At 31.1% G+C, this 26,113-nt stretch carries 26 protein-coding genes; 19 read left to right on the top strand and 7 right to left on the bottom strand.

Translation table 11 applies throughout. The annotated features are described in order from the left end of the window. Window positions 1-2: 2 nt before the first annotated feature. Window positions 3-905 carry a 1,4-dihydroxy-2-naphthoate octaprenyltransferase gene (gene menA / locus AC0L3M_RS05075; protein ID WP_473432061.1) on the top strand — a complete coding sequence of 301 codons (903 nt, stop codon included), beginning with the start codon at window positions 3-5 and terminating at the stop codon, window positions 903-905. Here menA and AC0L3M_RS05070 read toward each other — a convergent pair whose 3' ends face one another. Continuing rightward, window positions 906-1,697, bottom strand: a complete 792-nt coding sequence (locus AC0L3M_RS05070) for an SDR family oxidoreductase (RefSeq protein ID WP_473432060.1) — start codon at window positions 1,695-1,697, stop codon at window positions 906-908. A gap of 57 nt (window positions 1,698-1,754) precedes the next feature. On the opposite strand from AC0L3M_RS05070, the gene AC0L3M_RS05065 reads away from it, so the two are divergent. From AC0L3M_RS05065 to AC0L3M_RS05045, 5 genes are all read left to right on the top strand, one after another. Further along, window positions 1,755-2,789 (top strand): o-succinylbenzoate synthase, encoded by a 1,035-nt coding sequence (locus AC0L3M_RS05065; RefSeq protein WP_473432059.1) that lies wholly within the window; start codon window positions 1,755-1,757, stop codon window positions 2,787-2,789. A gap of 3 nt (window positions 2,790-2,792) precedes the next feature. Next, on the top strand, window positions 2,793-3,104 hold the full coding sequence (locus tag AC0L3M_RS05060) for a hypothetical protein (protein ID WP_473432058.1): 312 nt from the start codon (window positions 2,793-2,795) through the stop codon (window positions 3,102-3,104). A 53-nt stretch (window positions 3,105-3,157) separates the two neighbouring features. Next, window positions 3,158-3,748 carry a lysostaphin resistance A-like protein gene (locus AC0L3M_RS05055; RefSeq protein ID WP_473432057.1) on the top strand — a complete coding sequence of 197 codons (591 nt, stop codon included), beginning with the start codon at window positions 3,158-3,160 and terminating at the stop codon, window positions 3,746-3,748. 2 nt (window positions 3,749-3,750) lie between these two features. Then, window positions 3,751-4,809: an AMP-binding protein gene (locus tag AC0L3M_RS05050; protein WP_473432056.1), complete on the top strand. Its 1,059-nt coding sequence runs from the start codon at window positions 3,751-3,753 to the stop codon at window positions 4,807-4,809. Window positions 4,810-4,903: 94 nt separating this feature from the next. Further along, entirely contained in the window at window positions 4,904-7,045 is a 2,142-nt protein-coding gene (locus AC0L3M_RS05045) for a vWA domain-containing protein (protein ID WP_473432055.1), read from the top strand. A 171-nt stretch (window positions 7,046-7,216) separates the two neighbouring features. On the opposite strand, the gene AC0L3M_RS05040 is transcribed toward AC0L3M_RS05045, so the two are convergent. Genes AC0L3M_RS05040 through AC0L3M_RS05025 form a run of 4 tightly spaced genes read right to left on the bottom strand, consistent with a single transcriptional unit; the run spans window position 7,217 to window position 12,507 of the window. Further along, window positions 7,217-8,014 carry a hypothetical protein gene (locus AC0L3M_RS05040; RefSeq protein WP_473432054.1) on the bottom strand — a complete coding sequence of 266 codons (798 nt, stop codon included), beginning with the start codon at window positions 8,012-8,014 and terminating at the stop codon, window positions 7,217-7,219. Further along, a complete protein-coding gene (locus AC0L3M_RS05035) occupies window positions 8,007-8,858 on the bottom strand; it encodes a hypothetical protein (RefSeq protein ID WP_473432053.1) in 852 nt (283 codons plus the stop codon). Before AC0L3M_RS05035 ends, AC0L3M_RS05040 begins: the two co-directional genes overlap by 8 nt. Before the next feature lie 30 nt (window positions 8,859-8,888). After that, window positions 8,889-10,874 (bottom strand): DUF3352 domain-containing protein, encoded by a 1,986-nt coding sequence (locus tag AC0L3M_RS05030; RefSeq protein WP_473432052.1) that lies wholly within the window; start codon window positions 10,872-10,874, stop codon window positions 8,889-8,891. A 4-nt stretch (window positions 10,875-10,878) separates the two neighbouring features. Next, the gene (locus AC0L3M_RS05025) at window positions 10,879-12,507 is read right to left on the bottom strand and encodes an acyl-CoA carboxylase subunit beta (protein WP_145001844.1); all 1,629 of its coding nucleotides are present in this window, start codon (window positions 12,505-12,507) and stop codon (window positions 10,879-10,881) included. A 202-nt stretch (window positions 12,508-12,709) separates the two neighbouring features. Between AC0L3M_RS05025 and AC0L3M_RS05020 the strand changes: the two genes are divergently transcribed. From AC0L3M_RS05020 to ettA, 5 genes are all read left to right on the top strand, one after another. Continuing rightward, window positions 12,710-13,240 (top strand): NADPH-dependent FMN reductase, encoded by a 531-nt coding sequence (locus AC0L3M_RS05020; RefSeq protein ID WP_473432051.1) that lies wholly within the window; start codon window positions 12,710-12,712, stop codon window positions 13,238-13,240. A 24-nt stretch (window positions 13,241-13,264) separates the two neighbouring features. Next, window positions 13,265-13,705 carry a MarR family winged helix-turn-helix transcriptional regulator gene (locus AC0L3M_RS05015; RefSeq protein WP_473432050.1) on the top strand — a complete coding sequence of 147 codons (441 nt, stop codon included), beginning with the start codon at window positions 13,265-13,267 and terminating at the stop codon, window positions 13,703-13,705. Window positions 13,706-13,718: 13 nt separating this feature from the next. Then, on the top strand, window positions 13,719-14,435 hold the full coding sequence (locus tag AC0L3M_RS05010) for a pirin family protein (RefSeq protein ID WP_473432049.1): 717 nt from the start codon (window positions 13,719-13,721) through the stop codon (window positions 14,433-14,435). Between the two features lie 96 nt (window positions 14,436-14,531). Beyond that, window positions 14,532-14,714: a CAL67264 family membrane protein gene (locus AC0L3M_RS05005; RefSeq protein ID WP_028281998.1), complete on the top strand. Its 183-nt coding sequence runs from the start codon at window positions 14,532-14,534 to the stop codon at window positions 14,712-14,714. 49 nt (window positions 14,715-14,763) lie between these two features. Beyond that, window positions 14,764-16,455, top strand: a complete 1,692-nt coding sequence (ettA, locus tag AC0L3M_RS05000; protein WP_473432048.1) for an energy-dependent translational throttle protein EttA — start codon at window positions 14,764-14,766, stop codon at window positions 16,453-16,455. A 63-nt stretch (window positions 16,456-16,518) separates the two neighbouring features. Here the strand turns inward: ettA and AC0L3M_RS04995 are convergent, their stop codons facing one another. Both AC0L3M_RS04995 and AC0L3M_RS04990 read right to left on the bottom strand, forming a co-directional pair. After that, window positions 16,519-16,710, bottom strand: a complete 192-nt coding sequence (locus AC0L3M_RS04995; protein WP_473432047.1) for a hypothetical protein — start codon at window positions 16,708-16,710, stop codon at window positions 16,519-16,521. A 465-nt stretch (window positions 16,711-17,175) separates the two neighbouring features. Further along, a complete protein-coding gene (locus AC0L3M_RS04990) occupies window positions 17,176-17,955 on the bottom strand; it encodes an MBL fold metallo-hydrolase (protein WP_473432046.1) in 780 nt (259 codons plus the stop codon). Between the two features lie 169 nt (window positions 17,956-18,124). Between AC0L3M_RS04990 and AC0L3M_RS04985 the strand changes: the two genes are divergently transcribed. The 8 genes from AC0L3M_RS04985 (at window position 18,125) to AC0L3M_RS04950 (ending at window position 26,095) form a co-directional block, all read left to right on the top strand. Then, entirely contained in the window at window positions 18,125-19,465 is a 1,341-nt protein-coding gene (locus AC0L3M_RS04985; RefSeq protein WP_145001836.1) for a coiled-coil domain-containing protein, read from the top strand. A gap of 156 nt (window positions 19,466-19,621) precedes the next feature. Further along, entirely contained in the window at window positions 19,622-19,831 is a 210-nt protein-coding gene (locus AC0L3M_RS04980; protein WP_473432045.1) for a hypothetical protein, read from the top strand. A gap of 44 nt (window positions 19,832-19,875) precedes the next feature. Then, entirely contained in the window at window positions 19,876-20,937 is a 1,062-nt protein-coding gene (locus tag AC0L3M_RS04975; protein ID WP_473432044.1) for a hypothetical protein, read from the top strand. A 132-nt stretch (window positions 20,938-21,069) separates the two neighbouring features. Next, window positions 21,070-23,031, top strand: coding sequence for an AAA family ATPase (locus AC0L3M_RS04970; protein ID WP_473432043.1), 1,962 nt, complete (start codon window positions 21,070-21,072; stop codon window positions 23,029-23,031). Continuing rightward, window positions 23,021-23,608: an NUDIX domain-containing protein gene (locus AC0L3M_RS04965; RefSeq protein WP_191098776.1), complete on the top strand. Its 588-nt coding sequence runs from the start codon at window positions 23,021-23,023 to the stop codon at window positions 23,606-23,608. Before AC0L3M_RS04970 ends, AC0L3M_RS04965 begins: the two co-directional genes overlap by 11 nt. A gap of 10 nt (window positions 23,609-23,618) precedes the next feature. Then, a complete protein-coding gene (locus AC0L3M_RS04960; RefSeq protein WP_473432042.1) occupies window positions 23,619-24,248 on the top strand; it encodes a hypothetical protein in 630 nt (209 codons plus the stop codon). A gap of 5 nt (window positions 24,249-24,253) precedes the next feature. Beyond that, entirely contained in the window at window positions 24,254-25,489 is a 1,236-nt protein-coding gene (locus tag AC0L3M_RS04955) for a DUF6638 family protein (protein WP_473432041.1), read from the top strand. 69 nt (window positions 25,490-25,558) lie between these two features. After that, a complete protein-coding gene (locus AC0L3M_RS04950; RefSeq protein ID WP_473432040.1) occupies window positions 25,559-26,095 on the top strand; it encodes a hypothetical protein in 537 nt (178 codons plus the stop codon). Window positions 26,096-26,113 lie beyond the last annotated feature (18 nt).

The following is a 26,113-nucleotide window of genomic DNA, read 5'->3' as shown; positions in this document are numbered from 1 at the left end:
ATATGAAAAACTTAAAAAAGTGGTTGTCGGCAATGCGTTTACGTACTTTGCCTTTATCCATATCAGGTATTATTGTAGCAGCTTGTTTAGCAAAATATAATGGTGTATTTGATTATATAATTTTTGTATTTGCTATACTTACAACACTAAGTTATCAGATTTTATCAAACTTGGCTAACGATTATGGTGATGGTGTAAAAGGTACAGATAATGATCAAAGAATAGGACCTGTAAGAGCTTTACAATCTGGAGCAATTACTAAACAGCAAATGTTTAATGCTATTAAAGTTAATGTTTTAATAAGTATAGCTTTAACTATTGGTCTTATATTTTTTTCGTTTAAGGCGCAACATCTTCTATTAGCTTTTGTGTTTTTTATATTGGCATCTTTATCTATTTATGCAGCGATTAAATATACTGTAGGGAATAACGCTTATGGATATAAAGGTAAAGGAGATGTATTTGTATTTGTATTTTTTGGTTTAGTTAGTGTTTTAGGTTGCTATGTTTTGTTTGCTAAACAAATTGACTATATCGTTATTTTGCCAGCAATAGCAATAGGTTTGTTAAGCACAGCTGTATTAAATCTTAATAACATGAGAGACATCGTGTCTGATGTTACTGCTAACAAAATTACATTAGCAGTTAAATTAGGAGCTGTTAAGGCTAAAAAATATCACTATGTTTTAATTATTACTGCTATTGTTTTATCGGCATTATTTGGTGTATTGTATTACAAATCACCATTTAATCTTATCTATTTTATAGCCTATTTACCATTAATATTGCATCTTAAAACAGTGAAGTCGGTTACTAATCCAAAGGATTTTGATCCAGAGCTTAAAAAATTAGCCTTAACAACGGTATTACTTAGTTTACTATTAGGTATAGGTCAGTTATTATAATTATCTAACCTGACTTTTTATCACAAAACGATGTAAAAGCCTTGGAAAAAAGCGTTTTAAGTAAACACCAAGTATTTCTTTTTTTCCAATATAAGCTTCAAACTTTTCTTGCTTAATAGCTTTAAGCATGCGTGTACTAAACTCAGTAATGGATAATCCATTTTCAGTAGCCTTATCTTGACTGTTTTGTAAAGATCCATCGCCAATTAAAGCATTTTTAGCAATATTAGTATTGACAAAACCAGGACAAATTAAAGTCACCTTTACATTATCTTTTTCATGTTCCATGCGCATTGCATCAAAAAAGCCATGCAAAGCATGCTTTGCTCCACAATATCCAGAACGATAAGGCGAACTAAACTTACCCATCAAACTAGTTACTACTGCATAGTGACCAGATTGGTTTTTAATAAAGTGTGGTAATATGGCTTTGCTTAAAGCAATGGTTCCTAAATAGTCAATCTCCATCAATTTTTTGTCTACACTAATGTCTGTGTCTATTATTAGCGATCTTTGGCTAATTCCACCATTATTTATTAATAGGTCAACAGATCCAAATAGACTTATAGCTGTAGTTACAATAGGTTTCATGTTTTCGTAATTAGCCAAATCAAAGGGTAAGATAGCAATGTTTTCAGGTTTAGGACATAACTGTTTGATTAGGTTCAAATCGGTTTCTTTTCTGGAAGAAATTATTATTTGACAATCTAATTTGGATAAGGCTAAAACTAACCCTTTTCCAATTCCGCTAGAGGCACCTGTAATCCAAACAACTTTATTTTTAAAGGTCATGTAATCGTAGTTTTTTAGGTGAAATTACGAAAATATTTAAGTATTTTTGAAATCCTTATGAAAGCATCGTATTACAAACATATTTTAGAATTTAAACAACCAAGCGGAACCTCTAGAGGTATATTAAAAACAAAGGAAACTTGGTTTATAATTATCGATAAAGATGGAAAACATGGTATAGGAGAATGTGGTATTTTAAGAGGTTTAAGTGCAGATGATAGACCTGATTATGAGGCACAACTTAAGTCCACTTGTTTAGATATTAAAAAAGGTTTAGATTATTTATATGCTAAAAATAGTGAGTTTCCTAGTATCCAAATTGGATTAGAAATGGCCTTTAAAAGCTTAGAAAGCACAAATCCTTTTGTTTTATATCCTTCAGATTTTACAAACGGAAATGCTTCGATTGATATAAATGGTTTGATTTGGATGGGTGATCAAGCCTTCATGAAACAACAAATTGAAGATAAAATTGCTTCAGGATTTAGTTGTATTAAATTAAAAATTGGAGCTATAGATTTTCAAACTGAATTGGATATTTTAAAGGGAATCAGGCAAAATTTCAGCGAAAGCGATATAGAGCTACGTGTTGATGCAAATGGTGCTTTTAGTACTACTGAAGCTTTGGAGAAACTTAAGCGTTTATCAGACTTTAATTTACACTCCATTGAGCAACCCATTAAAGCTGGTCAACCAGAAGATATGGCTAAATTGTGTGAGACAACACCTTTAGCGATTGCTTTGGACGAAGAGCTTATTGGTGTTTTTAACGATGATGATAAAAAACAACTGTTAGAGTATATTAATCCACAATACATTATTTTAAAACCAAGTTTTATAGGTGGATTTAAAGGTAGTGATACTTGGATAAATTTAGCAAAACAACAAAATATTGGCTGGTGGATTACTAGTGCTTTGGAGAGTAATGTTGGATTAAATGCTATTGCACAATATACTTTTAAAAAAGAGAGTGATTTACCTCAAGGTTTAGGTACAGGTAGCCTTTTTACTAATAATATTACGTCGCCTTTAGAGGTGAAAAATGGAACGTTACAATATAATATAAATACTAATTGGGAATTTAATTTTTAAACTATGGATTTTATAAAACAAGCCTTTAATGTTAAGCACGAGTTTTGGCGTTATTTAGTAGGATCTTTAATTATTGCAATTTTTGCAGTTATTGGACAATTCCCCTTTGCTATCGCTGCAATGATTAAATATGTTAGTAATGGTGGCTCTATTGATGCTATGGATGAGCAAGCATTAATGAGTGTTTTAGAGCCTAATTTAAATTTATTTTTATTGTTATTATCCTTTGCTTTTGGATTTTTAGGACTAATTATTGTTGTAAAATATTTACATAATCAAACAATGAAATCGGTTACGACTGCCAGAAAAAAATAGATTGGAAACGTGTACTATTTGCTTTTTTGTTTTGGGGTGTGATTACTTCTACAATGATTTTAATAGATTATTTTGCTAGTCCAGAGAGTTATGTATGGAATTTTGAGTTAAATCGTTTTTTAATTTTACTAGTAGTGGCTGTATTATTAATACCAATACAGACCAGTTTAGAAGAGTATATTTTTAGAGGATATTTGATGCAAGGTTTTGGAATGTTGGCAAAAAACAGATGGTTTCCATTAATAATGACTTCGGTTATTTTTGGAGGAATGCACGTTTTTAATCCAGAAGTAGGTAAGCTAGGTTATGGTGTGATGGTATATTATATAGGTACAGGATTATTTTTAGGTATAATAACTTTAATGGACGATGGTATGGAGCTTGCATTAGGCTTTCATGCTGCTAATAATTTATTTGGAGCTTTATTAGTGTCTGCAGATTGGACCGTATTACAAACACATTCTGTTTTAAAAGATGTGTCAGAACCTGGACAAGGCTATGGTGATATTTTTATTCCTGTGTTTGTTGTATTCCCTATTTTACTTTTAATTTTTGCAAAGGTATATAAATGGACTAATTGGAAAGAAAAATTATTTGGAACAATTGAAGCACCAATCACTGAAGATTATAAAGTTTTAGATTAAAAATGACACCAAGTTTTAATAAAGTACACAGTAAATTTAAGTTAAATGGTAATTATTATTCTTTTGAAGAACTAAAAGAGGTTGCGTATAGTTTTATTAAAGAAGGCTTGCCATTTGAGCAAGAGATTGGTAATTTTTTATCCCATTGGCTAGACAATAATAATTTTATTTTAGTCAAAACATCAGGCTCTACAGGTCAGCCAAAAACCATAAAATTACAAAAGCAAGCGATGGTTAATTCTGCTATTGCAACTGGTGATTTTTTTAAGTTGCAACCTGGTAACACTGCTTTGTTATGCTTACCAGCAACTTATATTGCAGGTAAAATGATGTTGGTTCGCGCTTTAGTTTTAGGATTAGAAATTGACAGTGTACAGCCCACTACAAACCCTATTTTTGATCCTGAAAAGCATTATGATTTTGTGGCTATGATTCCTGCGCAAGCAGAAAAAACGTTACATAGACTTAGCAATATTAAAACTCTAATTATTGGTGGAGCTCCATTATCTATTCCCTTAAGATTAAAATTAGAAAACTTAAAAACAGGTGTTTTTGAGACGTATGGTATGACTGAAACTATTACGCATATTGCACTTAAGCAATTAAAAAGTAGTGGACCACAATACTTTAATATATTACCAAATATTAAAATTTCACAAAATGACAAAGCGTGTTTAGTCATAGACGCACCACTTTTAACCAAGGACCAAATTGTAACTAATGATGTGGTTAAATTACACTCTAAAACCACTTTTGAGTGGTTAGGACGTGCAGATCATGTTATTAACTCTGGAGGTGTTAAATTGTTTCCGGAACAGATTGAAGCAAAATTGCAATCAAAAATAAAGTCTCGCTTTTTTATAACTTCAGAAGAAGATAAAACTTTTGGTAGTGTTGCAATATTAGTAATTGAAGCAGAAAATACGTCTTTAGATGCTCATGTGTTTTCTGACTTAAAAGCTATTGAAATGCCTAAAAAAACGTACGCTATTCCAGCTTTCGCTGAAACAAGTTCTGGTAAAGTTAACAGAAATGAAACACTTAAATTACTTAAAAAGTAGCGTTGCCTAATTCAAAATAGCGCTTCCCTCAATACTGGTTTTATAATCCTTAGTTTGGTTATAGGTTTGTTTTAAACTTTAAAACTACCTTATCATGAAAACAGGATTAAATTTAATAATTGCACTATTTATGGTAGTACAATTACATGCACAACAAAAAACGGTATCTGGTGTTATTACAGATCAAAATGGTTTGCCATTACCATCTGCTACAGTATTACAAATGGGAACAGCTAATGGGACAACATCCGATTTTGATGGTAACTATAGTATTTCTGTTAAAGTTAAAGATGTTTTAGTATTTAGCTATTTAGGTTACAATTCAGAACAAGTTGTGGTAACTGATGCCAATACAATCAATGTTGTTCTGCAAGAAAACGGTAGTTTAAATGAAGTATCAATTACTATGTTAGGGATTTCACGCTCAACAGACGAAGTAAAAAAATCTGTGACAACCATTCAATCAGAGGAAATTATACAAGCGTCCAACCCAAACGTAGTCAATAGTTTAGCAGGTAAAGTATCTGGTTTAAAAATCAAAACTAAAAATAATGGTGTTAATCAAACTACAAGAATTGTATTAAGAGGTAATAGATCTTTATCAGGTACAAATGACGCACTTATTGTTATTGATGGTAAAATATCTTCGGCTGAAAAATTAGTCAATTTAGCACCAAAAAAAATTACATCTACTCATGTTGTTAAAGGTGCAGAAGGATCAGCTTTATATGGGTCACAAGGTGCCAATGGTGTAATTATAGTCACGACAGTAGATGGTAATAAAGAAAATGCCAAGATTTCAAAATTTGTACAAACAAATAAAGAATTGCAACATAAATTTTTAAACGAAAGCTATACTAAAATTCATGAAAATAAATTTAAAATAGCAGCCTCAACACCTTTATCAACCTTTTCTATAGATGTAGATAAGGCTGGTTATAGCAATGTAAGACGTATGATTAACAATGGACAATTAATTCCTGCAAATGCGGTTAAAATTGAAGAAATGGTTAATTATTTTGACTACAATTACCCACAACCAAAAGATGAACATCCTTTTTCTATCAATACAGAAGTTGTAAAAACCCCTTGGCATAAGGATACTAAGTTGGTTAAAATTGGTTTACAAGGTAAAATTTATGATAATGAAAACTTACCAGCTGCCAATCTTACTTTTTTAATTGATGTTTCAGGATCAATGGGTAATCAAAACAAGTTACCACTTTTAAAAGAGGCTTTTAAATTATTAGTTAATCAATTAAGACCACAAGACAATGTCGCTATTGTAGTATATGCAGGAGCAGCTGGAGTAGTATTAAAGCCAACATCAGGGAAACATAAAACAAAAATTATTGAAGCTTTAGATCAATTAAATTCTGGTGGATCTACAGCAGGTGGTCAAGGTATTGAGTTAGCTTATAAATTGGCACAAGAAAATTTTAATAAAAAAGGCAATAATAGAGTGATATTAGCTACTGATGGCGATTTTAATGTTGGTGCCTCTAGTAATGATGCTATGGAAAAATTGATTGTTAAAAAAAGAGAATCAGGTGTCTTTTTATCAGTTTTAGGTTTTGGTTATGGAAACTATAAGGATGATAAACTAGAGATTTTAGCAGATAAAGGTAACGGAAATCATGCGTATATCGATACCATGCAAGAAGCAAGACGTATTTTTGAAACCGAATTTGGTGGGACTTTGTTTACCATTGCTAAGGATGTGAAAATACAAGTAGAATTTAATCCTAATCATGTACAAGCTTATCGTTTAATTGGTTATGAAAACAGATTGTTAGCAGATGAAGATTTTGTTAATGATAGCATTGATGCTGGAGAACTTGGTGCAGGACACACAGTAACCGCTTTATATGAAGTGCTTCCGGTTGGCATAGAAAGTGGGTACGCTAAACAAGCAATAGATTTAAAATACACACAAAATGAAGCTCAAAAAAACCAATATAATGATGAGTTGTTTACTGTCAAATTTAGATACAAAAAACCTAATGAAGATAAAAGTATTGAAATGATACATGTACAAAAAAATGAAACAACAGAAGCTACTGAAGACATGAATTTTGCTAGTGCTGTTGCGTTGTTTGGAATGCAGTTAAGAGAGTCTCAGTTTTATAATAATACTAATACCCAAGATGTAATTGCGTTAGCAAATAAAGGTAGAGGTGAAGATAAGTCTGGATACAGAGCAGAATTTGTTAGATTAATAAGCACTTTTAAGTAATCCTGTCTTTGGTTATTTCAGGATTATTTAAAATAAAAAGGAACACTATTTAGTGTCCCTTTTTTTATGATTACAGTTTTAAAACTTATTCAAACTCATGAAAAAAGCTTAGTAATATTTGTCTGTTTTTTAATAACTCTTTTGCTTTTTTATGATTGTCTTCAAATGTTTCTAAGTTGGTACCTTTACATATTCCGTAGGAATAATGGTATTTAATAATCTCAGTATCAAAATCTGATAATTGATAATCATTATCATGACTACCAGAAAAAAGTGCTTGTTGTCTATACTTTGGTTAAACTCAAAATACCCTAATGATTTTATAAAATATTTTTTTAATTCTCTTAAGCGTAATTTAGGTGTAAAAAAGTCTTCCTTTATAAGTCTAAGAGATAATCTATAAATTTGATTTTTATTGTTCCAATGCATATAATAGTCGGATTTCTTATAATTACTGATTCTTGATTCGTACTCAAAACCATCATTGTAATAAACAACATAATTAGAGTCTTCGACATGTTTGACTTCTTTTATGGATAAAGAATCAACGTTCTGTAAAGTCTTTTCGGCGAAAGCCATAAATTCTTTTTTAACTTTTTTATCTACAGAATTGGAAAAGAAAATAGCAATGTCTTCTTTCCAATATTTCATGGTAGTTTTTTTGCTAACAGAATCTTTGTAGTGATTAAATGCTATGGTTTTATACACGTCTAAAAATGTAGAGTCTTTATACTGGTAAGGTACGCTAACGCCAGGTTTTCGGACATAATCCTTTACAATAACCATGGTGTCATTATTTACATAAACAAAGTTTAAAGTGTCCTTTGCAGTTAATGGCGTTTTATATTTAGCCTTAAACTGTTTTAAAGACATCCTGTATTGGACGTTTTTTGGTTGGTGTGGTGTTTGTGCCTGTACTAATTGCACTAAAGTTAGTGATATGATGGCTATAAGTAGTGATTTAGTCATTGGCTAATTGTATGTAATAGTTTTCTAATGCTGAAAAAACAGTATAGTCTACTTTAAATTTATATAAGTTTTTGTAATGGTATTTAAGCAGCACAATATCAATTGCACCAAGAGTTGAAAAATTGGAGTTGGAAGATGATAATATAGAGGTGTTGTCATAAACACGATAGTCTTTAGACTGTATTAATGAGATAAAAAATACTTTTTTAACGTTATCCAATAATTGTGGATCGTTAATATAGGATGGACTAATTTGTAATACACCAGAATACATTTTATAATTATAATCACCATTCCAATCGTGTATTATTTTAGAAAAAGGATAGGTGTCAATTAGGTCTTTTGGCGTTTCTGCTTTTTGCTTGTCGGTTAAAGCTGATACCTCTTGATTTGCTATTTTGATGTAATAATTAGCTTTGTTTATATCTTTGCTAATAGTTATGTTTAAATTATCTATTTCGGGAATTGATAAAATAAACTGACTTATATTTTTTGTGATTTCCTGCGGAATGTTGTGGTCAAAGTAAACAACAATAGGTTCTTTCCATTGGTAAATTATTGCACTAGTATCTTGCTTAAAAATTAAGCTTTTATATTGTCTTAAAAAGTAATTATTTTTAAATAAATCAAAATCCTTAACAAAACTTAAAGCAGTCGTATCCTTACTTTTTATGGTTTTGTCTCTAGTAACGTTAGTGTGTAATGGGTATTTGACATGAAGTGTATCTACATTTTTTTTAATGGTATAATCCGTTTTTAAAAGGGGTTTTAAATCTGTAGATTGAGAAAAACTGGTAGCAAAAGCAAGTAGCGTAACTAGAAAAACTATTTTTTTATAAATCAAAGTGGTTGTTTTTGTTTTTAAAGTTAGTATTTAAAAACGTGTTTTAAAAATTAAATTTTCATTAATATCATACGCTTTCCAAGTGCCAACTTGTTTGTCTTTTCTATATTTACCCGAAATTTTTAAATTTCCATTTTGATAATACGCTTTGTAGCTACCATGTTTTAATCCATCTTTTAGTTCAACAGAAAAACGTGGGTTTCCGTTAGAGTATTTTTTTGTAAAAATTGGAGCAGTTAAATCAGAAGGATATAATTCTGGAATGTTAAAAACGGTATCTTTATTAATGTTCTCTTCTGTAAGACTAATAGAATTTGTAATAATTGTTTTTGGTTTATCATCCTCAAAAGTATAGCTAGACTTAACTTTTTCTGGCGTTTGATACTCTAGTATTAATTGGCTTTTAAAGTCGTTTTTGCTTGGTGTTAATTGTATGCCTATTTGCGGAAAACAGATAAAGTAATCTTTATTAGTTTTTAGCTGTTTTTTAGTTGCAATATCTACAAAGTCATAAGCTGTGTTATATAAATTAGGTGTGTTAACGTAAGCAAACACACTAGACCTATTATTAAACCTGTTGTCAAAGTCATTAAAGGCTTTAAAATAGTTTAAGGTCTCTTTGTTTGTGTAAGCATTAATTATACTTTTTAAGGTATTGGGCTCATTACTAAATATTACATAATCGTCAATAATTGTAAAATAAGGTTTTTCAATATTTGAAAATAAATCGCCTAAAATGATTTTGAAAAAACCTTTGATAGACATAAAATTTATGGCGTATCCTTTGTAATTAACTTCTTTAAATTTTACTGGTGTACGTTTTCTAATTTGTTCTAATATAAAATCTAAGTTGTCTTTAGCATCGTCAATCGCTTTTGTTTTTAATATTAATGCGACATCTTTTTTTGAGTCAGATACATTAGAGTGAAGTTGAATTAAAGCAATCTCATCATCAATCCAACTCATAAAATGGGTTTTGAGATTTATTTTTAAAAAGCTTTCTATTTGAGAAGTACCTTCAGCATAACTTTTAAACTGTTCAGGATTTTCTTTTTGAATGCTTTCAAAATTAGAATAAAAGTCTTCAAAACTTTTAAAACCGAAGCTTAAGTAAATTGCAGTATTATTAGGAACTACGTTTTTAATGGTACGCTTACCTTGTCCTGATTTTTGAAGCGCTTTTAAATACGTTGAAGCTTGGTCATTAGTATTTGTAATACCATTAGCTACAATAGCGTTTTTTTCTAAATCAAAACTAAAACCACTAAATTCTAAACTTTGACTAAGTGTTTTGGTTAAATCTCCAGGTGTATCTGAAAAAACATTAACAAATTCATCTAAATAATCATACTGAAAGTATAAACGAAACATATCGTTATAACCAACATGTTTTTTGACTTCAATAAAATTAAGATTTCTACCAATCTCAGGATTACTATATTGATCAATTGAGGCTTCAACTAAAGTATGCGTATAGGACGCAATCATTTGGTTTTTAATAAAGCTTATATAAAGGGTTTCGTGTTTTTTAACGTCGTAAATCTCTGTGATTTCATTTTCCTTATAATAGCGTTTACTAACTTTATAATTACTATTTATAACAGTATTTAAGTTGTTTTTAATAACATTTAGCTTTGCTATTTTTTGTAAATCGACTACATATAAAAAGCCATATTGTTTTGGAGCATAAACGTGTGCCGAAATTAAAATTTCTCTGTTTCCAATACGATTAAAAACCCCTTGCTTTTGCTTAAATATAGTATCTAACTTATTTAAGTTTGTGGCAAGGGTATTAAAATATGTGTTTGTGTTTAAATGTTTCCAAATATCATTTTTACTTATAGCATCCCAATTGTTTATTGGCTTTTGACTTTCTATAATGTAAACTGCATCCTTAGGTACTAAATAAATAGACTGGATGTTGTCATTATTATCAAAATAAAATACATAGACTTGGTAAAGTCCAAAGCTGATTATAAAAGTGATAATTAGTAAAAATAAACTACGTTTTTTCATTTACCTATACTTGTAAAACACCCATGTTAAAAGGTTTTTCGATAGGAGCGTGGTTTGCAGCATCAATTCCCATGCTAATCCAAGTTCTTGTATCTAATGGATCTATTACACCATCTGTCCAAATACGTGCTGCAGCATAGTAAGGTGATACTTGGTTATCGTATCTAGCTTTAATTTTATTAAATAACTCGTCTTCTTTTTCTTTAGTAATCGTTTCTCCTTTCTTTTTAAGCGATGCAGTTTCTATTTGTAATAAAACTTTTGCAGCACTATTACCACTCATAACTGCCAGTTCTGCACTTGGCCAAGCAGCAATTAATCTAGGGTCATAGGCTTTTCCGCACATAGCGTAATTACCTGCTCCATAACTATTACCTAAAATTATAGTAAATTTTGGCACAACACTATTACTAACAGCGTTAACCATTTTGGCACCATCTTTTATAATACCAGAGTGCTCACTTTTACTTCCAACCATAAAACCAGTGACATCTTGTAAAAAGACTAATGGGATTTTTTTCTGGTTGCAATTAGCAATAAAACGTGTCGCTTTATCTGCACTATCATTATATATTACACCTCCAAATTGCATTTCTCCTTTGGCGTTTTTAACTAAAGTACGTTGGTTAGCCACAATACCTACAGCCCAACCGTCAATTCTTGCGTAAGCAGTAATAATAGTTTTTCCGTAGTCCTGTTTATATTCATCAAATTCTGAGTTATCAACTAATCGTTTGATAATCTCTTTCATATCATATTGATCTGCTCTAGATTTTGGTAAAATTCCGTAAATATCTTGTGGATTTTCTTTTGGTTTTTGTGGCTCATTTCGGTTAAAACCAGCTTTGTCATAATCTCCAATTTTGTCTACAATACGTTTAATTTTTTCTAACGCATCTTTATCGTCTTTGGCTTTATAATCTGTAACACCACTAATTTCGCAATGCGTGTCTGCACCACCAAGTGTTTCGTTATCTATTGTTTCACCAATTGCAGCTTTAACTAGGTAGCTTCCTGCTAGAAAAATACTTCCCGTTTTATCTACAATTATAGCTTCGTCACTCATTATTGGTAAATAAGCACCACCAGCCACACAACTTCCCATGATTGCAGCAATTTGGGTAATTCCCATACTACTCATGATAGCGTTATTTCTAAAAATTCGTCCAAAATGTTCTTTATCTGGAAAAATTTCGTCCTGCATTGGTAAGTATACACCAGCAGAATCTACCAAGTATATAATTGGTAATTTGTTTTCAATTGCTAATTCTTGAGCACGTAAATTCTTTTTTCCTGTAATAGGAAACCATGCACCAGCTTTTACTGTAGCATCATTGGCAACAACAATGCATTGTTTACCTTTAATGTAACCCATTTTAACTACAACACCTCCAGAAGGACAACCACCATGTTCTGCGTACATATCTTCTCCTGCAAAAGCACCAATTTCGATACTTTTTTTATTGCTATCTAAAAGGTAATTAACACGCTCTCTTGCGGTCATTTTACCTTGTGCATGCAGTTTTTCTATACGTTTTTCTCCACCACCTAACTTGACTTTGGTTAGTTTGGTTTTAAGTTCAGAAAGTAATAATTTGTTATGATCTTCGTTTTTATTGAAGTTAATATCCATTGTAGTTATTTTGTTTGTTGTAAAAATACAAAAGAAAATAGTCTAATAAAACTACAATTTTTTAATTGTACGCTATATTCAATAATTCTGCTATTAATTACTTAACACTATTTAAGTTAATTTGTTTCGTTTTAAATATTAAACAAGGGTTTAGTTTCCATGTAATATATATTTTGTATATTTGTATTAAATAAATTTACAGATGAAAAATATAATAGCATTTGGAGCAAGTAGTAGTAAGACTTCAATAAATAAACAATTAGCAACATACGCATCTTCTTTATTAAAAAATACAGAAGTTGAAGTTTTGGATTTAAACGATTTTGATGTACCAACATACAGTGTGGATTTAGAGGGTAAATCCGGAATTCCGGACAATGCGCAACACTTGTTAAATAAAATAATTGCTTCGGATGGTTTAATCATTTCGTTAGCAGAGCATAATGGTGCTTATACAGCAATATTTAAAAGCTTGTTTGATTGGATGTCTAGGATTGATGTCAAATTATTTAAGCAAAAACCAATGTTATTAATGAGCACGTCTCCAGGAGCAAGAGGAGGACAATCAGTCTTTGAAATTGCAGAAAACAGATTCCCAATTCATGATGCAAACATTGTTGCTAAATTTAGCTTACCATCATTTAATGATAATTTTAAAGAAGACAAAATTGTTGATGCAGACTTGAAAGCATCATTAGTAGAAGCTGTTAATACTTTAGCAGAACGTATTTAATACATAAATAATAAATTAAAAGTCATGGGTGATTTTGCCAAAGACATTAATTCTAAGTTTGAAAATAACAGAATAAAAGCCATGCTAAATATTCTGTATACAGCAAATTATATTACTAGTTATCAAAACGACTTTTTTAAAACCTACGGTTTGTCTCCGCAACAATATAATATTTTAAGGATATTAAGAGGAGCAAAGGAGCCAATAAAAGTGCAAACTATAAAGGAGCGCATGGTGGAACGTGCACCAAATTTAACGCGTTTGACCGATAAACTTTGTGATAAAAAACTAATTAACCGTATTGCTTTTCCAGAGGATAGACGTGTAGTTTTAATTGAAATTACTAAAAGTGGATTGGATTTATTGGATAAAATTAAGCCCAACAATCCATCACATAATTTAATTGACAAGTTAACGGAGGACGAAGCTGGTTTACTAAGCGATTTACTAGATAAAATGAGATAATAAATTTTTAATTATGAAAACAATACTACATAAAGCATCAGATCGTGGTTTTGCAAATCATGGTTGGTTGCAAGCTAATCACAGTTTTAGTTTTGCACAGTTTTATAATCCCGAAAAAATTCAATTTGGAGCCTTACGTGTTTTAAATGATGATGTTATCGCACCAAGTATGGGCTTTAGTACGCATCCACATGATAATATGGAAATTATCACGATACCTTTAAAAGGGACGCTTAAGCATAAGGATTCTATGGGAAATAAATGGGAAACCATTCAATCTGGAGAAGTACAAATTATGAGTGCTGGTAGTGGATTAATGCATTCAGAAATGAATGCTAAAACAGACGAGTTTTTAAGCTTGTTTCAAATTTGGATTATACCAAACAAAACTAATGTTACTCCTCGTTATGATCAACGTTTTTTTAATGCTGAAGATAGACAAGGTAAGTTACAGACCATAGTATCATCTATTTATAATCAAGACGAAGGTTTAAAAATACACCAAGATGCTAAATTGTCTAGAATAGATTTAGCCCAAGGTCAAGAGTACACTTATAAAACCATAAGTAAATCACACGGAACATACGTAATGACAATCTCTGGAGATGTTGTTATTAACGATAATGATTTATCGAGTAGAGATGCTTTAGGTGTATCAGATACAGAAAGTTTTACAATTAATACTAAAAGCAGTGCACAATTACTTTTTATTGAAGTCCCTATGGCGTAATTTTGTGTAAATATTATCAAAAAAGCATCCTAAATAGGATGCTTTTTTTGTTAAAATAAACGATATTTGTAATTCACATTTTACTAAAAACAGATTATGGCAATGAATAAAAATACTGTGTTAGCTTGGGCTACCACAATAATGATAATAGTAGGATTAGCATTAATAGCATTAGGTGCTTTTAGATATGACGATGTTGCTGGATGGGGTTTTGCAGCTGTAGGTGTCGGTTTTTTCGCTGTAGCATGGGTGTTTAATGCACTTAAAGGTCGCGTTTAAAGCTTTTTGACTTAAATAAATAGCAATTAAAAAATAAATTAAAAATTATATGTCTGACGATAAAAAAGTAATTTTCTCAATGTCTGGTTTGACCAAGACATTTCAAAGTGCTCAAACACCAGTACTTAAAAATATATACTTAAGCTTCTTTTATGGCGCTAAAATTGGAATTTTAGGTCTAAACGGTTCTGGTAAATCTACATTACTTAAAATTATAGCAGGAGTAGATAAAAATTATCAAGGAGATGTTGTCTTTTCACCTGGTTATTCAGTAGGATATTTAGAGCAAGAACCTCAATTAGATGACGATAAAACAGTTATGGAAGTGGTGCGTGAAGGTGCTGCAGAAACCGTAGCTATTTTAGAAGAATACAATAAAATTAACGATCAGTTTGGTTTAGAAGAAGTCTACAGTGATGCAGACAAAATGGAAAAACTTATGAATCGTCAAGCAGAGCTTCAAGATCAAATTGACGCATCTAATGCTTGGGAATTAGACACAAAGTTAGAAATTGCTATGGATGCGTTACGTACTCCAGATGGTGATAAAAAAATAGGTGTATTGTCTGGAGGAGAAAGACGTCGTGTGGCTTTATGTCGTTTATTACTGCAAGAACCAGACGTTTTATTATTGGATGAGCCTACTAACCACTTGGATGCAGAATCTGTACATTGGTTAGAGCACCATTTAGCACAATATAAAGGAACTGTAATTGCTGTAACGCACGATAGATACTTTTTAGATAACGTAGCAGGATGGATTTTAGAATTGGATAGAGGTGAAGGTATTCCATGGAAAGGAAACTACTCTTCTTGGTTAGATCAAAAATCTAAACGTATGGCTCAAGAAAGCAAAACAGCATCTAAGCGACAAAAAACTTTAGAGCGTGAGCTAGAATGGGTTAAACAAGGTGCTAAAGGACGTCAGACAAAACAAAAAGCACGTTTAAAAAATTATGACAAGTTAATGAGTCAAGATCAAAAACAACTTGACGAAAAACTTGAAATTTATATACCAAATGGTCCACGTTTAGGAACTAACGTGATTGATGCGATTGGTGTAAGCAAAGCGTATGATGATAAATTATTATACGAAGATTTAAATTTTAATTTACCTCAAGCAGGAATTGTTGGTGTTATTGGTCCAAACGGAGCAGGTAAAACTACAATTTTTAGAATGATAATGGGTGAAGAAGCGCCTGATAAAGGTGAGTTTAAAGTAGGAGAAACTGCTCAAATTGCTTACGTAGATCAAAAACACTCTAATATTGATCCAGAAAAAACCATTTGGCAAAACTTTAGTGATGAGCAAGAGTTGATTATGATGGGAGGAAAGGAAGTAAACTCTAGAGCTTATTTAAGTCGCTTTAACTTCTCAGGAGGAGAGCAAAATAAAAAGGTAAAACTATTGTCTGGTGGAGAGCGTAACCGTTTACACTTAGCAATGACACTTAAAGAAGAAGGTAACGTATTACTTTTAGATGAGCCTACCAATGATTTAGATGTTAATACATTACGTGCATTAGAAGAAGGACTAGAAAACTTTGCTGGTTGTGCAGTAGTAATCTCTCACGACAGATGGTTTTTAGACCGTATTTGTACGCATATTTTAGCGTTTGAAGGCGACTCTCAAGTCTATTTCTTTGAAGGTGGATTTAGTGAGTATGAAGAGAATAAGAAAAAACGTTTAGGTGGAGATTTAATGCCAAAACGTATCAAGTATAAAAAATTGGTAAGATAAGTTTACTAATTTTTAAACATAAAAAAAGCAGACTAATTAGTCTGCTTTTTTTATGTTTTCTTTTTATTGATATAAATGACCATCAGTAAAATCTGTATAGTTATTACTATCTTTTTGCGATTTTAATAACGTTTCTATTTTTTTATTCTCCAGATCAAGCGCAATTTCTTTTCTATCTATTTTTATTTGTTTTTTCATTAATAAAACATTAATCAAAACAAATGCAAAACAAAGCATCCAAAAAGTAAGTATCATCCACAAATCCATGTTTATATTTTTTTTAATTTAGTATTAAGTGGGTATTCACTTTAATAAATATGATTATTATTAGTTTTGTAATTGAATAAATCGATACTTTCAATTTCGCTGTTTTTAAAGTCAAATTGACGTAATGCTTTATTCCATTTTCTTTTTAAAATAAAAGATCTATAAATAGGCAAGAAAAATACTAACGTATATATTAGAATACAAAATATTATTTGAACAGCAAGAATCATGATTATTTAGTTTTAAGTCTTTTAATCTCCTTTTTTAGTTGGTATATTTTATAAATATTTAGAGCAACTAAACTAGTCATTGTAATTAAAGCAATAGCAAGAATTGTAATTAGTTTTTCATTAGGCAGTTTTGCGGATGCTTCTGCTATACTTTGTAAAATAAATAAAAATTTAGACGTCATAAAATGTTAACTTGGGGATATATTAGTTCCAAATATAATAATTATTTTTCAGGATACCATTGTAGTTGTACAACCTCAATATCAGGATTACCTTCATTAACTAACGTTTTAAATTTAGCAACATCACTCAAACCATCTTTTCCTCTGTAGTGAAAAGGATACACTTGTTTAGGTTTAAAATCTAAAACAGCACTAGCAGCACTATCTACAGTCATAGTGTAAGGTAAATTCATACATACAAATGCTTTATCAATATTTTGTAAAGCTCTCATTTCAGTAATATCCTCAGTATCTCCAGAGATGTAAACACGTTCTCTACCAAAAGTTAAAATATAACCATTTCCGCGTCCTTTAGGATGTCTAGAGGTCTCGTCTTCCGGTAAATTATACATTGCAATTGCTTCTAACGGTATGTCTTTTACCACAGCAGTTTGTCCATTAGCTATAATTCGCATCATAGGCTTAAAATCTGCTTCAAATGTATCTGCTACTGCTTGAGGCACAACTAACAAAGCATTGTTTAGTTGCAACTCTTTTAAAGTGTCAATACTTAAATGATCACCATGTATATCTGTTATTAAAATAATAGTTGGGTCTTTTTGACCTTCAAACGCTTTTTTTCCTCCTGTAGGATCTACATATATGGTCTCGTTACCATAATTTAATACCATTGTTGCGTGACTAATAGGTGTAATTTCTAAAGTTTTACTAACAGTTTCTGTAGTGTCAACATCAGTTTTTACAATTTCCGTTTTAGGTTCACCTTTACAACTTGTTAATAGTAAGGCTATTGTTAGTATAGGTAGTGCTAATTTTTTCATTTTAAAAATTTTATTATAAAGATACTTACTTTTTTATTGGTCAAAATTATTTGTAACATTTTTATAACAATTAATACTTATAATATGAGCAACAAATATTTCCACAACTAATATTTTTTAACGAAATTGCTTACACAAAATTTGTCCAACCTTAAAAACAAGAATATATATGTCTGATGATTTTGATTTATTAGAAACAAACGCTAACGAAAAAACAGAGAAAGTAGATGTCAATTGGGGAAAAGCAATTGATACCATGAAATCCAAATTAGCACAAGAAGACGATCCAGAAAGTCGTCAAAAAATCTTAAACGCAACGTTGGACGACGTTGTCGGTATGGCAGAAAAAGATCGTACCACACTTTTAGATGCTATTAAAGATTTAACAGATTACCAAGACGAGGTTGGTATTTTATTTGAGCGTTTTTCATCATTAAATGACAAAGAACAAAAAGTAATCGACGATGCTCAAAAAGCATTAGAACGTTCTAAAATCGAGTTAGAAGACGCACAAAACAAACCTGACACATGGTGGAATAACCTTTGGGGACGTAAAAGCAAAATTAAAGCTGCTGAAAAAGCTTTAGAAGCAGCCGAAAAAGTACGTGCAGGAGCAGACAACAAAGCAAAAGCAATGTTTCAAGAACGTATCGAAAGTGCAGACATACAAACACTATTAAGTGAGTTATCATACAAGTCTCAAGCAGCAGTAACACGTCTTAAAAATCGTGAGGTAGAAATCAAAGAAGTAGAAGATAAGTTACAAGATGCAATCGTAGAAGCGTCTAAAAACCATACCAAAGCATTAGAGAAAAAAGCCGAAACTGAAGCTAAACTAGAAACGCAATACGCATTACTTAAACAAGCACGTCAAGCACTAGAAGAAGTTGCAGATAAACAATCTACAGAATACTCTGAAGCGTTATCAAAAGTAACTAAACTAGAGCAAGAAGTAGAAGAGTTAGAAGGACTTAAAAACGCCTATACAACCCTTGCTGCCTCTAAAGATAGTTTTGTACACAAGCATAATTTAACAATCAAAGTATTGACTTCATTACGTAGTAATTTGCAAACACATCGTGCTAAATTAAAGTCAGATACAGAAGAGCGTCTTAAATATTACGACGGTTATGTAGTAGCTTTAAAAGCACGTACAGATCAAGAGTTTGCTGCTATTTTAGAGCATTTAGGAGTTAAAACAGACGAGCATATTGGAGAGACTTTAGCATCAATGCATACCGCAAGTGCAAGAGCACGTCAAGAGATGATGGACAACATTCCAGTGCACGAAAAAGTTATGCAAGGTGTTTATCGCAGTTATGCCGAGGCGTTGCATGAGATTAGAGCAAAAGATGTGGATATCCAAAAGAATTTTGCAGACCGTTACGGAATTGACATGAAAGAGATTTTTGAAGAGTATTACAACTCAGATAATACAACACCTTCAGGAGACGATGCACCAGCAGGAGCACCAAAACCAGAAGCATCAAACGACGATTTATTGTCTTAAAATTAGTTTAGCGTTACCTACTTTAGCTTTTAAGGGCTAAAGTAGGTCAGGCTTTACGTTATATCTTTTGCAAAAAAGCAAAAGGATGCCACTTCAATCCTTAACGCGCTTACTCAAACCTTAAAGCGCAAATCAAAAATAAAAGTCAATAGTAAAATGTCAAAACAATTAAGACTAGTAATTGCAATTATAATCATGATAGGTTTTGTTTTAAATGGTATTTACATCCTAAAAATCAGTAATACATTTATAGGTCAAATAATAGGTTGGTCTAATATTATCTTTTTTCCAGGTTTTCTAGTTTGGGCTTTCATTAAATATATGACCAAAAAAAGGTTAATCACAACTAAAACAATCAAGTTATAACAGACTTAAAACGGACTATAACAACTGAATATTGAACATTTAAAATGAGTATAAACCACATTGTCACACCATTAGATTCATCTATATTAGATAGTAAAGATCAATATGTGTTTTATCACAAAAAGGTAGATTTTGCCTTAAAAGAATTAATTGTTGGCGTACAACAAAATGGCTTATGTACTCCACAAGAAATTGTTTTCTTTAAACAATACTGCGACTTACTACTATACTCCATAGAAGCCATGCGTGTCAAATACATGTACGATGAGGAAGACAACATGAAGGTAGACGTTACAGATTCTGGTTTTCCTAATTATTTAGAGTTTAGATACCTATATAACGACCTGTCTTTACGCGACAACTATTTAAACAAATTAAAAGATGTGTCAGAACTTCAAGACGAATTTCTGGACCAATTATTACGCAAAAAACAACCTGTTAGACGTGATAAATTATTTCAAGCAGCATCAATAGTATATTACACATCAGTAGAGCAGCAATATATATTTAACCGTTTTGTACAAGGTAAAATTATAAAAGCACCAGAAGGTAGTCAGGCAACTTACATGACCAGTTGGAGTTTTTACGATGTCTCCTTAAACCGTCCCTTTATTTGCTATATGTATTTTGATTATGATGGTAAAGATCCAATAAAAGAAAAAGAAGACATATATGACACTTTAAAAACAGTGGCAGATCGTAAAATGAATATGGATACTATGGCTTATGGTATTGATAGACGATTAAAAAATGTATTTCCAAAACACATAAAACGTTTGGATATAGGTGCTTTTCATAACGTGTTTGCAAAAGACGATAACGATTTAACGCACACCATTCTAGAAGCAATAGGTAAAAAAGAAATTCCTTTAGAAGCTTATGCTTTATCTTTTAAAGTACACGAAGTATTTACAGGAGGCCAATTTAAAGAAGGTGGATATTTTAGCAAACAAACACTTCAAAATTGGAGTACACCAATAAAAGAAGGTTACGTATTTGCACCACATCGTATCATCCAATTACTATACAATAAAAATCCAAAGATTATGAATAAGTTGGCAAAACCACCTTTTCAGGTATCAGATTTAAAAATTGATAAAAATTAAAAACAGTTTACAATCGCAGTCTCAGTTTTGTAGTGTTGCGATTTTAAAAAAATAAATATTTAAAGTTTAAGAAGCGTAAGCATTTTGAGTAATCACTGTATACTGCGACGACAAACCGAAAACTAAAATTACATGGAACACAACTCAACCTTCCCTATAAAAAAATCAGAATTAGACGTTTTACGTGACGAAGCTTCATCATACTTAAAAAGTATCAGTTGGGAACAAGGATCTCGAGCAAAAAATAAAGATAAAGACGCTAAAGATGAGTCAATATTATTATACCTGTCTAAAGCAAATAATGGATCGTCTGCATCAATCACTTCGGTTTCAAAAACCATTTTAGCTTTAAAAAAACGATTATTACCAGATTCGGTAGCCATACCAATTCTTTTAAATCAAACATTATACGCAGTACAAGAAGGATTAACTTTAGGGATTTGGATAAAAGACAGTTATTATGATGCGTCAGGTTTATCTAGTCTAAACGAGCGTAAATCGGCTTTAGATAATGATGGTAGACGTGAGTATGAAAGTAAGATGCAAACAGCAAGTGCGTTTATGTTATTTGCGACTGCTTATAAAATTTTACACTTGTTAAAACCTCATGCTTCTGACGATTTAAGTGTTATGAAGCAAAAATTTGCTGGTATTCCAGAAGTCTCATTACTATCACCATTAAAAGGTGTCTCTTGTGCGTTATTTTATTATGATAAATATTTAGCACATCCAGATATTGTAAAATCAGACAAAGACGTTGCAGATTTTACTGTGGTATATTTTGAAGCTTTGTTAACCGAAATCAGTTTACGCAGAAGCAACTTAGAATATACTGAGACTATCGTTGACAGAACCTATAAATTAGAAAACAGTGATTTTGCTATTTCAGGATGGGAAAACACCTTTCAAGGTACCGCAAAAAGTGTTGAGTTTAATAAAATTCAATTCGAGCAAATTGTAGGTAACAGAGATGCAAAACACTTTGCAAGACGTTTGACGGAACGTATGTTGAGTTACGATTTTGAAGCAAAGAAAAACCCCTTTCAAGAGCTTGGTGGTTTTATGCCAGTTTTTATGGGTTATGGTATTCCTGGAACAGGAAAAAGTATGTTAATTGCTGCAATTGCAACTAGATTAAAAGAACATTGTGACCATTTAGACATTCCGTTTTTATTCCACCCAATGCCAGATACCTTAATTAGTACATTTCAAGGTGGATCTGCTGAGAAGATGGTGGATTGGATGAAACCAATGCAAGATCCTTCAAAATTAATATTTGCACCAATTGATGATGCTGAAAATAACCTGCAAGAACGTACAGCACAAGGTGTGTCTGCAGGTGTAAAAGAGGTCATTGGTGTCTTTTTAAGATATACAGAAGGTGCTTACGCAGTTAATTATGGTAACAGCTCGATTGGGTTGTTTACCAACCTTCCAGAAATGTTAGATAAAGCAGTTATATCACGTGTCCAAGGTCGTTTTAAAATTGATGGAGCACGTAGTGAACATGATTTTTTAGATCAAGATCATTTATGGTGGAGTAAACTGGATAAGACTATGCCAGAGTTTGTTAACATGCAAGGACCTGTAGATTATAAATATTTACAGGATCAAGGACTAGCAACAAATATGGGAGAAATCTTAAACGTGTCAGATAAACCAACGGAATTACGTGTTTTAGAAGCTTACGATAAAGCAGAAACACAACATAAAACAAACTCGCACCAATTTTATGCGACTTTATATAAAGAGATTCAGAAGATATTTCCATTTTTCTCTTCCAGAGATGTACGTAATATCCAAAGTGCAGTATCACTACGTTTAACAGATTTTGATTTGGAACAAAGCTGGTTTGAAAATCCAGAAACGTATTTCAAAAAAGATTATGATACTAAATTTAATATGTTACAAGAATTAATGAAATCTAACATGAAAGGTCTAAACTTTTCAGAAATTAGAAGACAAGAAGTTGTTAGATATTTAGATAATGTAGCAACAATTGCAGATACCGACTTTAAACGTAAAGTAGATGCTAGAATCAACCAGTTAAATATAGAAACTAAAGCACGAGACTTATTTAGTAATGGGCAATAAAATAAAAAATGTAGTAATAAATACCTTATATAAAGGTTGGGCAACGTTAAACGAGGTATCGTTTTCATATAAAATGAAAAATGAATCTTGGGTAAATCAAAAGCGCGAATCTTATGATAGAGGTGATGGAGCAACAGTTTTATTATACAACAAGGTTAAAAAAACGGTCATTCTGACAAAACAATTTAGAGTGTCAACGTTTTTAAACGGAAATGATTCTGGATTTGTTTTAGAGACTTGTGCAGGTATGTTGGATAACGACCAACCAGAAGCTTGTATTATCAGAGAGATTGAAGAAGAAACTGGTTACAGAGTAAATTCGGTAACAAAATTGTTTAAAGCATATTCTTCACCTGGTGCTTTAACTGAGATTTTACATTATTTTATTGCAGAATACTCAGAAGACATGAAGGTTAATGAAGGAGGAGGTTTGGATAGTGAGCATGAGGATATTGAAGTGTTAGAAATGCCTTTTGAATTTGCAGTTAATATGATAACTACTGGCGAAATTAAAGATATAAAAACCATTTGTTTGTTGCAGTATGCACAGATAAATAAGATATTTAACAACAGTTAGTATAAAGTATATGAGCAATAAAACAAATGATGGTAAATTATCGCAAATTGGATTACAAGACTATTTGTCTATCGGTTATTTATTTTTACTAATTTTAGGTGTTGTATACGAGTCTATTTACTATAAGTTTTTAGGAATTAACATTTTAGAATATTCCTCTGTTTTAGATGTATTAATTAGCCCAATAGCAGTAATGACAGGAAATTTAATCTTAGGTTTAGCAGTCATATTTAGCATGATTATGGCTTATTTTATGGTTAAAATCACACCTAAATATTATAAATGGTTAAGTAAAAAACCAAAGTATCAATCAGGGAAAAATAAATTAAAATTAGAAAAAGCACAAACCAAAATCAAAGCTAAAGACGCTGTTATTACAATGATAGCTTTTTACGTATTCTCTGTTTTTATAGGTTTAGGCATAGGAAGTGGATATAAAACTAACAAACGAGTAGAAACTAACGATTATAAAATAACTCATAAATTAATCTTTGAAGACGGATTAACTCAAGATATTAAAATGCTAGGTAAAAACAGTTTGTATGTATTTTATGTACTTAAAGATGATAAAGAAGTGATTATATCTCCTATTGAAGGTAATATTAAAATGATTAAAAAATTTAAGAAAGAAAAGAATTAGGTATAATGCAAAAACTAAAATTAGCAAACCTTTACAGAAGTGAGCTTATTCCAATTAGTGGTAAGTTGGTAGACCGTTATAATCTATGCCTTCAAAAATTAGGGTTTACACCAACAAAACTGACCCATTTTTCAATTGATGGTATTGGTTATAGTCCAGAGATTGCAGAAGAAAAAGGAACAACTATGTATCTTAATAATGGCGAAGCTAATCCACATGCCATTATTATTTCACCTTTGCAAAAAGGAAAACCTGTCTATTCGCCTTTTCATAGTTTTGATAGAGAGATGATGAAGCAGGTGTTTCAAGTTCATGGTCAAAAAATCAATGACATTACAAGGGATTCTGCTATATGTATAGATTTTGACCAAGATATTGATGCTTTTTATGAACCACTAGATGTGCTTAAATACGATAAGGTTTATATCAAATTTCATTTAATAAATAACTTAGATCAAATACAAAAGCAGCAACAGCAATTAATTGATACTTTTAAACAAGGTAATAATTTTATTGATGAAGATTTACATGCAAAACTTTTAGAATCAGCCCAAACATATGGCGATTTACGTGGACGCGATTTAAGCTTACATAGTTTGCAATATCAAACAGATTCATTTTACACAAAGTCGTTTGGAGGTGTTTATGTTTTGCGTGATTTTATTTCGCCAATTATTGTTTTTGAAAATCTTAAATGGTACAAAGAAGCTATTAAAGACACGGTTCACGACATTACTATTTTTCATATTGAGCAGCCAGAATTAATGGACAAATTGCGTAATCATGTTATTATTGAACACGATTTGGAAGAAGCTTTAAACACAGACAGATACCAACGTATTAAAAAAATGGAATTTGCTATGGCTTTAAAAGATACGCAACATCCATTACGTGATATTTTAAATGATGCAGTATTGTTTAAAAGTTACCTAAATAAATTAGATATTGATACTAGAAAACGCATCATGGGTGTGGAGTTGTATTTGGATAAACTTGAAGTTAGTAACCAATACAAAATAGCAGATATAGTAGATTCTAATTTGTTTAATGCATTGCATTTACCACACTCTTCATTAATAGCAAAGCATCAAGATTTAATATGGAAATTATTAATTAATGTGTCTCCAAAAGATGTTTTATTCTTGTATTGGTATGATAAAGAAGAGTTTTATAGACAATATAACTCATGGGATGAATCATTTAAAGATTGGGTTATAGAAACTATAAGTAACAATATTTAAAAATTATAGACTAATTTAGTAAAGGTTGCAATCAAACACCTTTTTATTAATCAAAACACAATTAAAACCATGGGTTTAGAAATTATAATATTTTTTGGAGCAATTCTTTTTGGGATTTTTATTTATTGGACAGAGTCTAAAAGTAATGCAGTGTATCGCTTTTTTAACAAAGTATTTAATAGTAAAGAACTGCAGATGAAACCAGGAAATCCAAAAGGATTTATTTATAAGCAAGCTATTTTGCCTAGAGTATTGTTTGTTGCATTTACATTTTTAATTGCAGCGCTAATCATTCAGTTTTTAACTCCAATAGCTATTTTTAGTACTTATTATGGTATTTCAGCATTTGCTTCTGCTATTTTCGGGACTTTAATAGGGACTTACGTAGCAAACTTTGTACTTAAGTCTGGTGAGGTGATTGAGCAGCAATCAGACAGTCTTGAGGATGTTGTTAAAGACGGACTAAACAAAGGAAAAGAGTTTTTAGAAGACTTTAAAAATAAGGATGCTAAAGTTGTAGAAGCAGCTAAAAAAGAAATAAAAGAAACACCTAAAGCACCAGAAAAAAGCGCTAGAGAACGTCTTAAGGATAAAGGACTAATGTAATTTTTAGGAATTAAATAA

Source organism: Olleya sp. KJ81-1 (genome assembly GCF_055808135.1).
This window is presented reverse-complemented; position numbering and strand designations above follow the sequence as displayed.

What these genes read in the sequence shown, in the direction of transcription:
- menA (WP_473432061.1), top strand. Translation starts at nt 3, where the DNA reads ATGAAAAACTTAAAAAAGTGGTTGTCGGCAATGCGTTTACGTACTTTG.
- AC0L3M_RS05070 (WP_473432060.1), bottom strand. Translation starts at nt 1,697, where the DNA reads ATGACCTTTAAAAATAAAGTTGTTTGGATTACAGGTGCCTCTAGCGGA.
- AC0L3M_RS05065 (WP_473432059.1), top strand. Translation starts at nt 1,755, where the DNA reads ATGAAAGCATCGTATTACAAACATATTTTAGAATTTAAACAACCAAGC.
- AC0L3M_RS05060 (WP_473432058.1), top strand. Translation starts at nt 2,793, where the DNA reads ATGGATTTTATAAAACAAGCCTTTAATGTTAAGCACGAGTTTTGGCGT.
- AC0L3M_RS05055 (WP_473432057.1), top strand. Translation starts at nt 3,158, where the DNA reads ATGATTTTAATAGATTATTTTGCTAGTCCAGAGAGTTATGTATGGAAT.
- AC0L3M_RS05050 (WP_473432056.1), top strand. Translation starts at nt 3,751, where the DNA reads ATGACACCAAGTTTTAATAAAGTACACAGTAAATTTAAGTTAAATGGT.
- AC0L3M_RS05045 (WP_473432055.1), top strand. Translation starts at nt 4,904, where the DNA reads ATGAAAACAGGATTAAATTTAATAATTGCACTATTTATGGTAGTACAA.
- AC0L3M_RS05040 (WP_473432054.1), bottom strand. Translation starts at nt 8,014, where the DNA reads ATGACTAAATCACTACTTATAGCCATCATATCACTAACTTTAGTGCAA.
- AC0L3M_RS05030 (WP_473432052.1), bottom strand. Translation starts at nt 10,874, where the DNA reads ATGAAAAAACGTAGTTTATTTTTACTAATTATCACTTTTATAATCAGC.
- AC0L3M_RS05025 (WP_145001844.1), bottom strand. Translation starts at nt 12,507, where the DNA reads ATGGATATTAACTTCAATAAAAACGAAGATCATAACAAATTATTACTT.
- AC0L3M_RS05020 (WP_473432051.1), top strand. Translation starts at nt 12,710, where the DNA reads ATGAAAAATATAATAGCATTTGGAGCAAGTAGTAGTAAGACTTCAATA.
- AC0L3M_RS05015 (WP_473432050.1), top strand. Translation starts at nt 13,265, where the DNA reads ATGGGTGATTTTGCCAAAGACATTAATTCTAAGTTTGAAAATAACAGA.
- AC0L3M_RS05010 (WP_473432049.1), top strand. Translation starts at nt 13,719, where the DNA reads ATGAAAACAATACTACATAAAGCATCAGATCGTGGTTTTGCAAATCAT.
- AC0L3M_RS05005 (WP_028281998.1), top strand. Translation starts at nt 14,532, where the DNA reads ATGGCAATGAATAAAAATACTGTGTTAGCTTGGGCTACCACAATAATG.
- ettA (WP_473432048.1), top strand. Translation starts at nt 14,764, where the DNA reads ATGTCTGACGATAAAAAAGTAATTTTCTCAATGTCTGGTTTGACCAAG.
- AC0L3M_RS04995 (WP_473432047.1), bottom strand. Translation starts at nt 16,710, where the DNA reads ATGATACTTACTTTTTGGATGCTTTGTTTTGCATTTGTTTTGATTAAT.
- AC0L3M_RS04990 (WP_473432046.1), bottom strand. Translation starts at nt 17,955, where the DNA reads ATGAAAAAATTAGCACTACCTATACTAACAATAGCCTTACTATTAACA.
- AC0L3M_RS04985 (WP_145001836.1), top strand. Translation starts at nt 18,125, where the DNA reads ATGTCTGATGATTTTGATTTATTAGAAACAAACGCTAACGAAAAAACA.
- AC0L3M_RS04980 (WP_473432045.1), top strand. Translation starts at nt 19,622, where the DNA reads ATGTCAAAACAATTAAGACTAGTAATTGCAATTATAATCATGATAGGT.
- AC0L3M_RS04975 (WP_473432044.1), top strand. Translation starts at nt 19,876, where the DNA reads ATGAGTATAAACCACATTGTCACACCATTAGATTCATCTATATTAGAT.
- AC0L3M_RS04970 (WP_473432043.1), top strand. Translation starts at nt 21,070, where the DNA reads ATGGAACACAACTCAACCTTCCCTATAAAAAAATCAGAATTAGACGTT.
- AC0L3M_RS04965 (WP_191098776.1), top strand. Translation starts at nt 23,021, where the DNA reads ATGGGCAATAAAATAAAAAATGTAGTAATAAATACCTTATATAAAGGT.
- AC0L3M_RS04960 (WP_473432042.1), top strand. Translation starts at nt 23,619, where the DNA reads ATGAGCAATAAAACAAATGATGGTAAATTATCGCAAATTGGATTACAA.
- AC0L3M_RS04955 (WP_473432041.1), top strand. Translation starts at nt 24,254, where the DNA reads ATGCAAAAACTAAAATTAGCAAACCTTTACAGAAGTGAGCTTATTCCA.
- AC0L3M_RS04950 (WP_473432040.1), top strand. Translation starts at nt 25,559, where the DNA reads ATGGGTTTAGAAATTATAATATTTTTTGGAGCAATTCTTTTTGGGATT.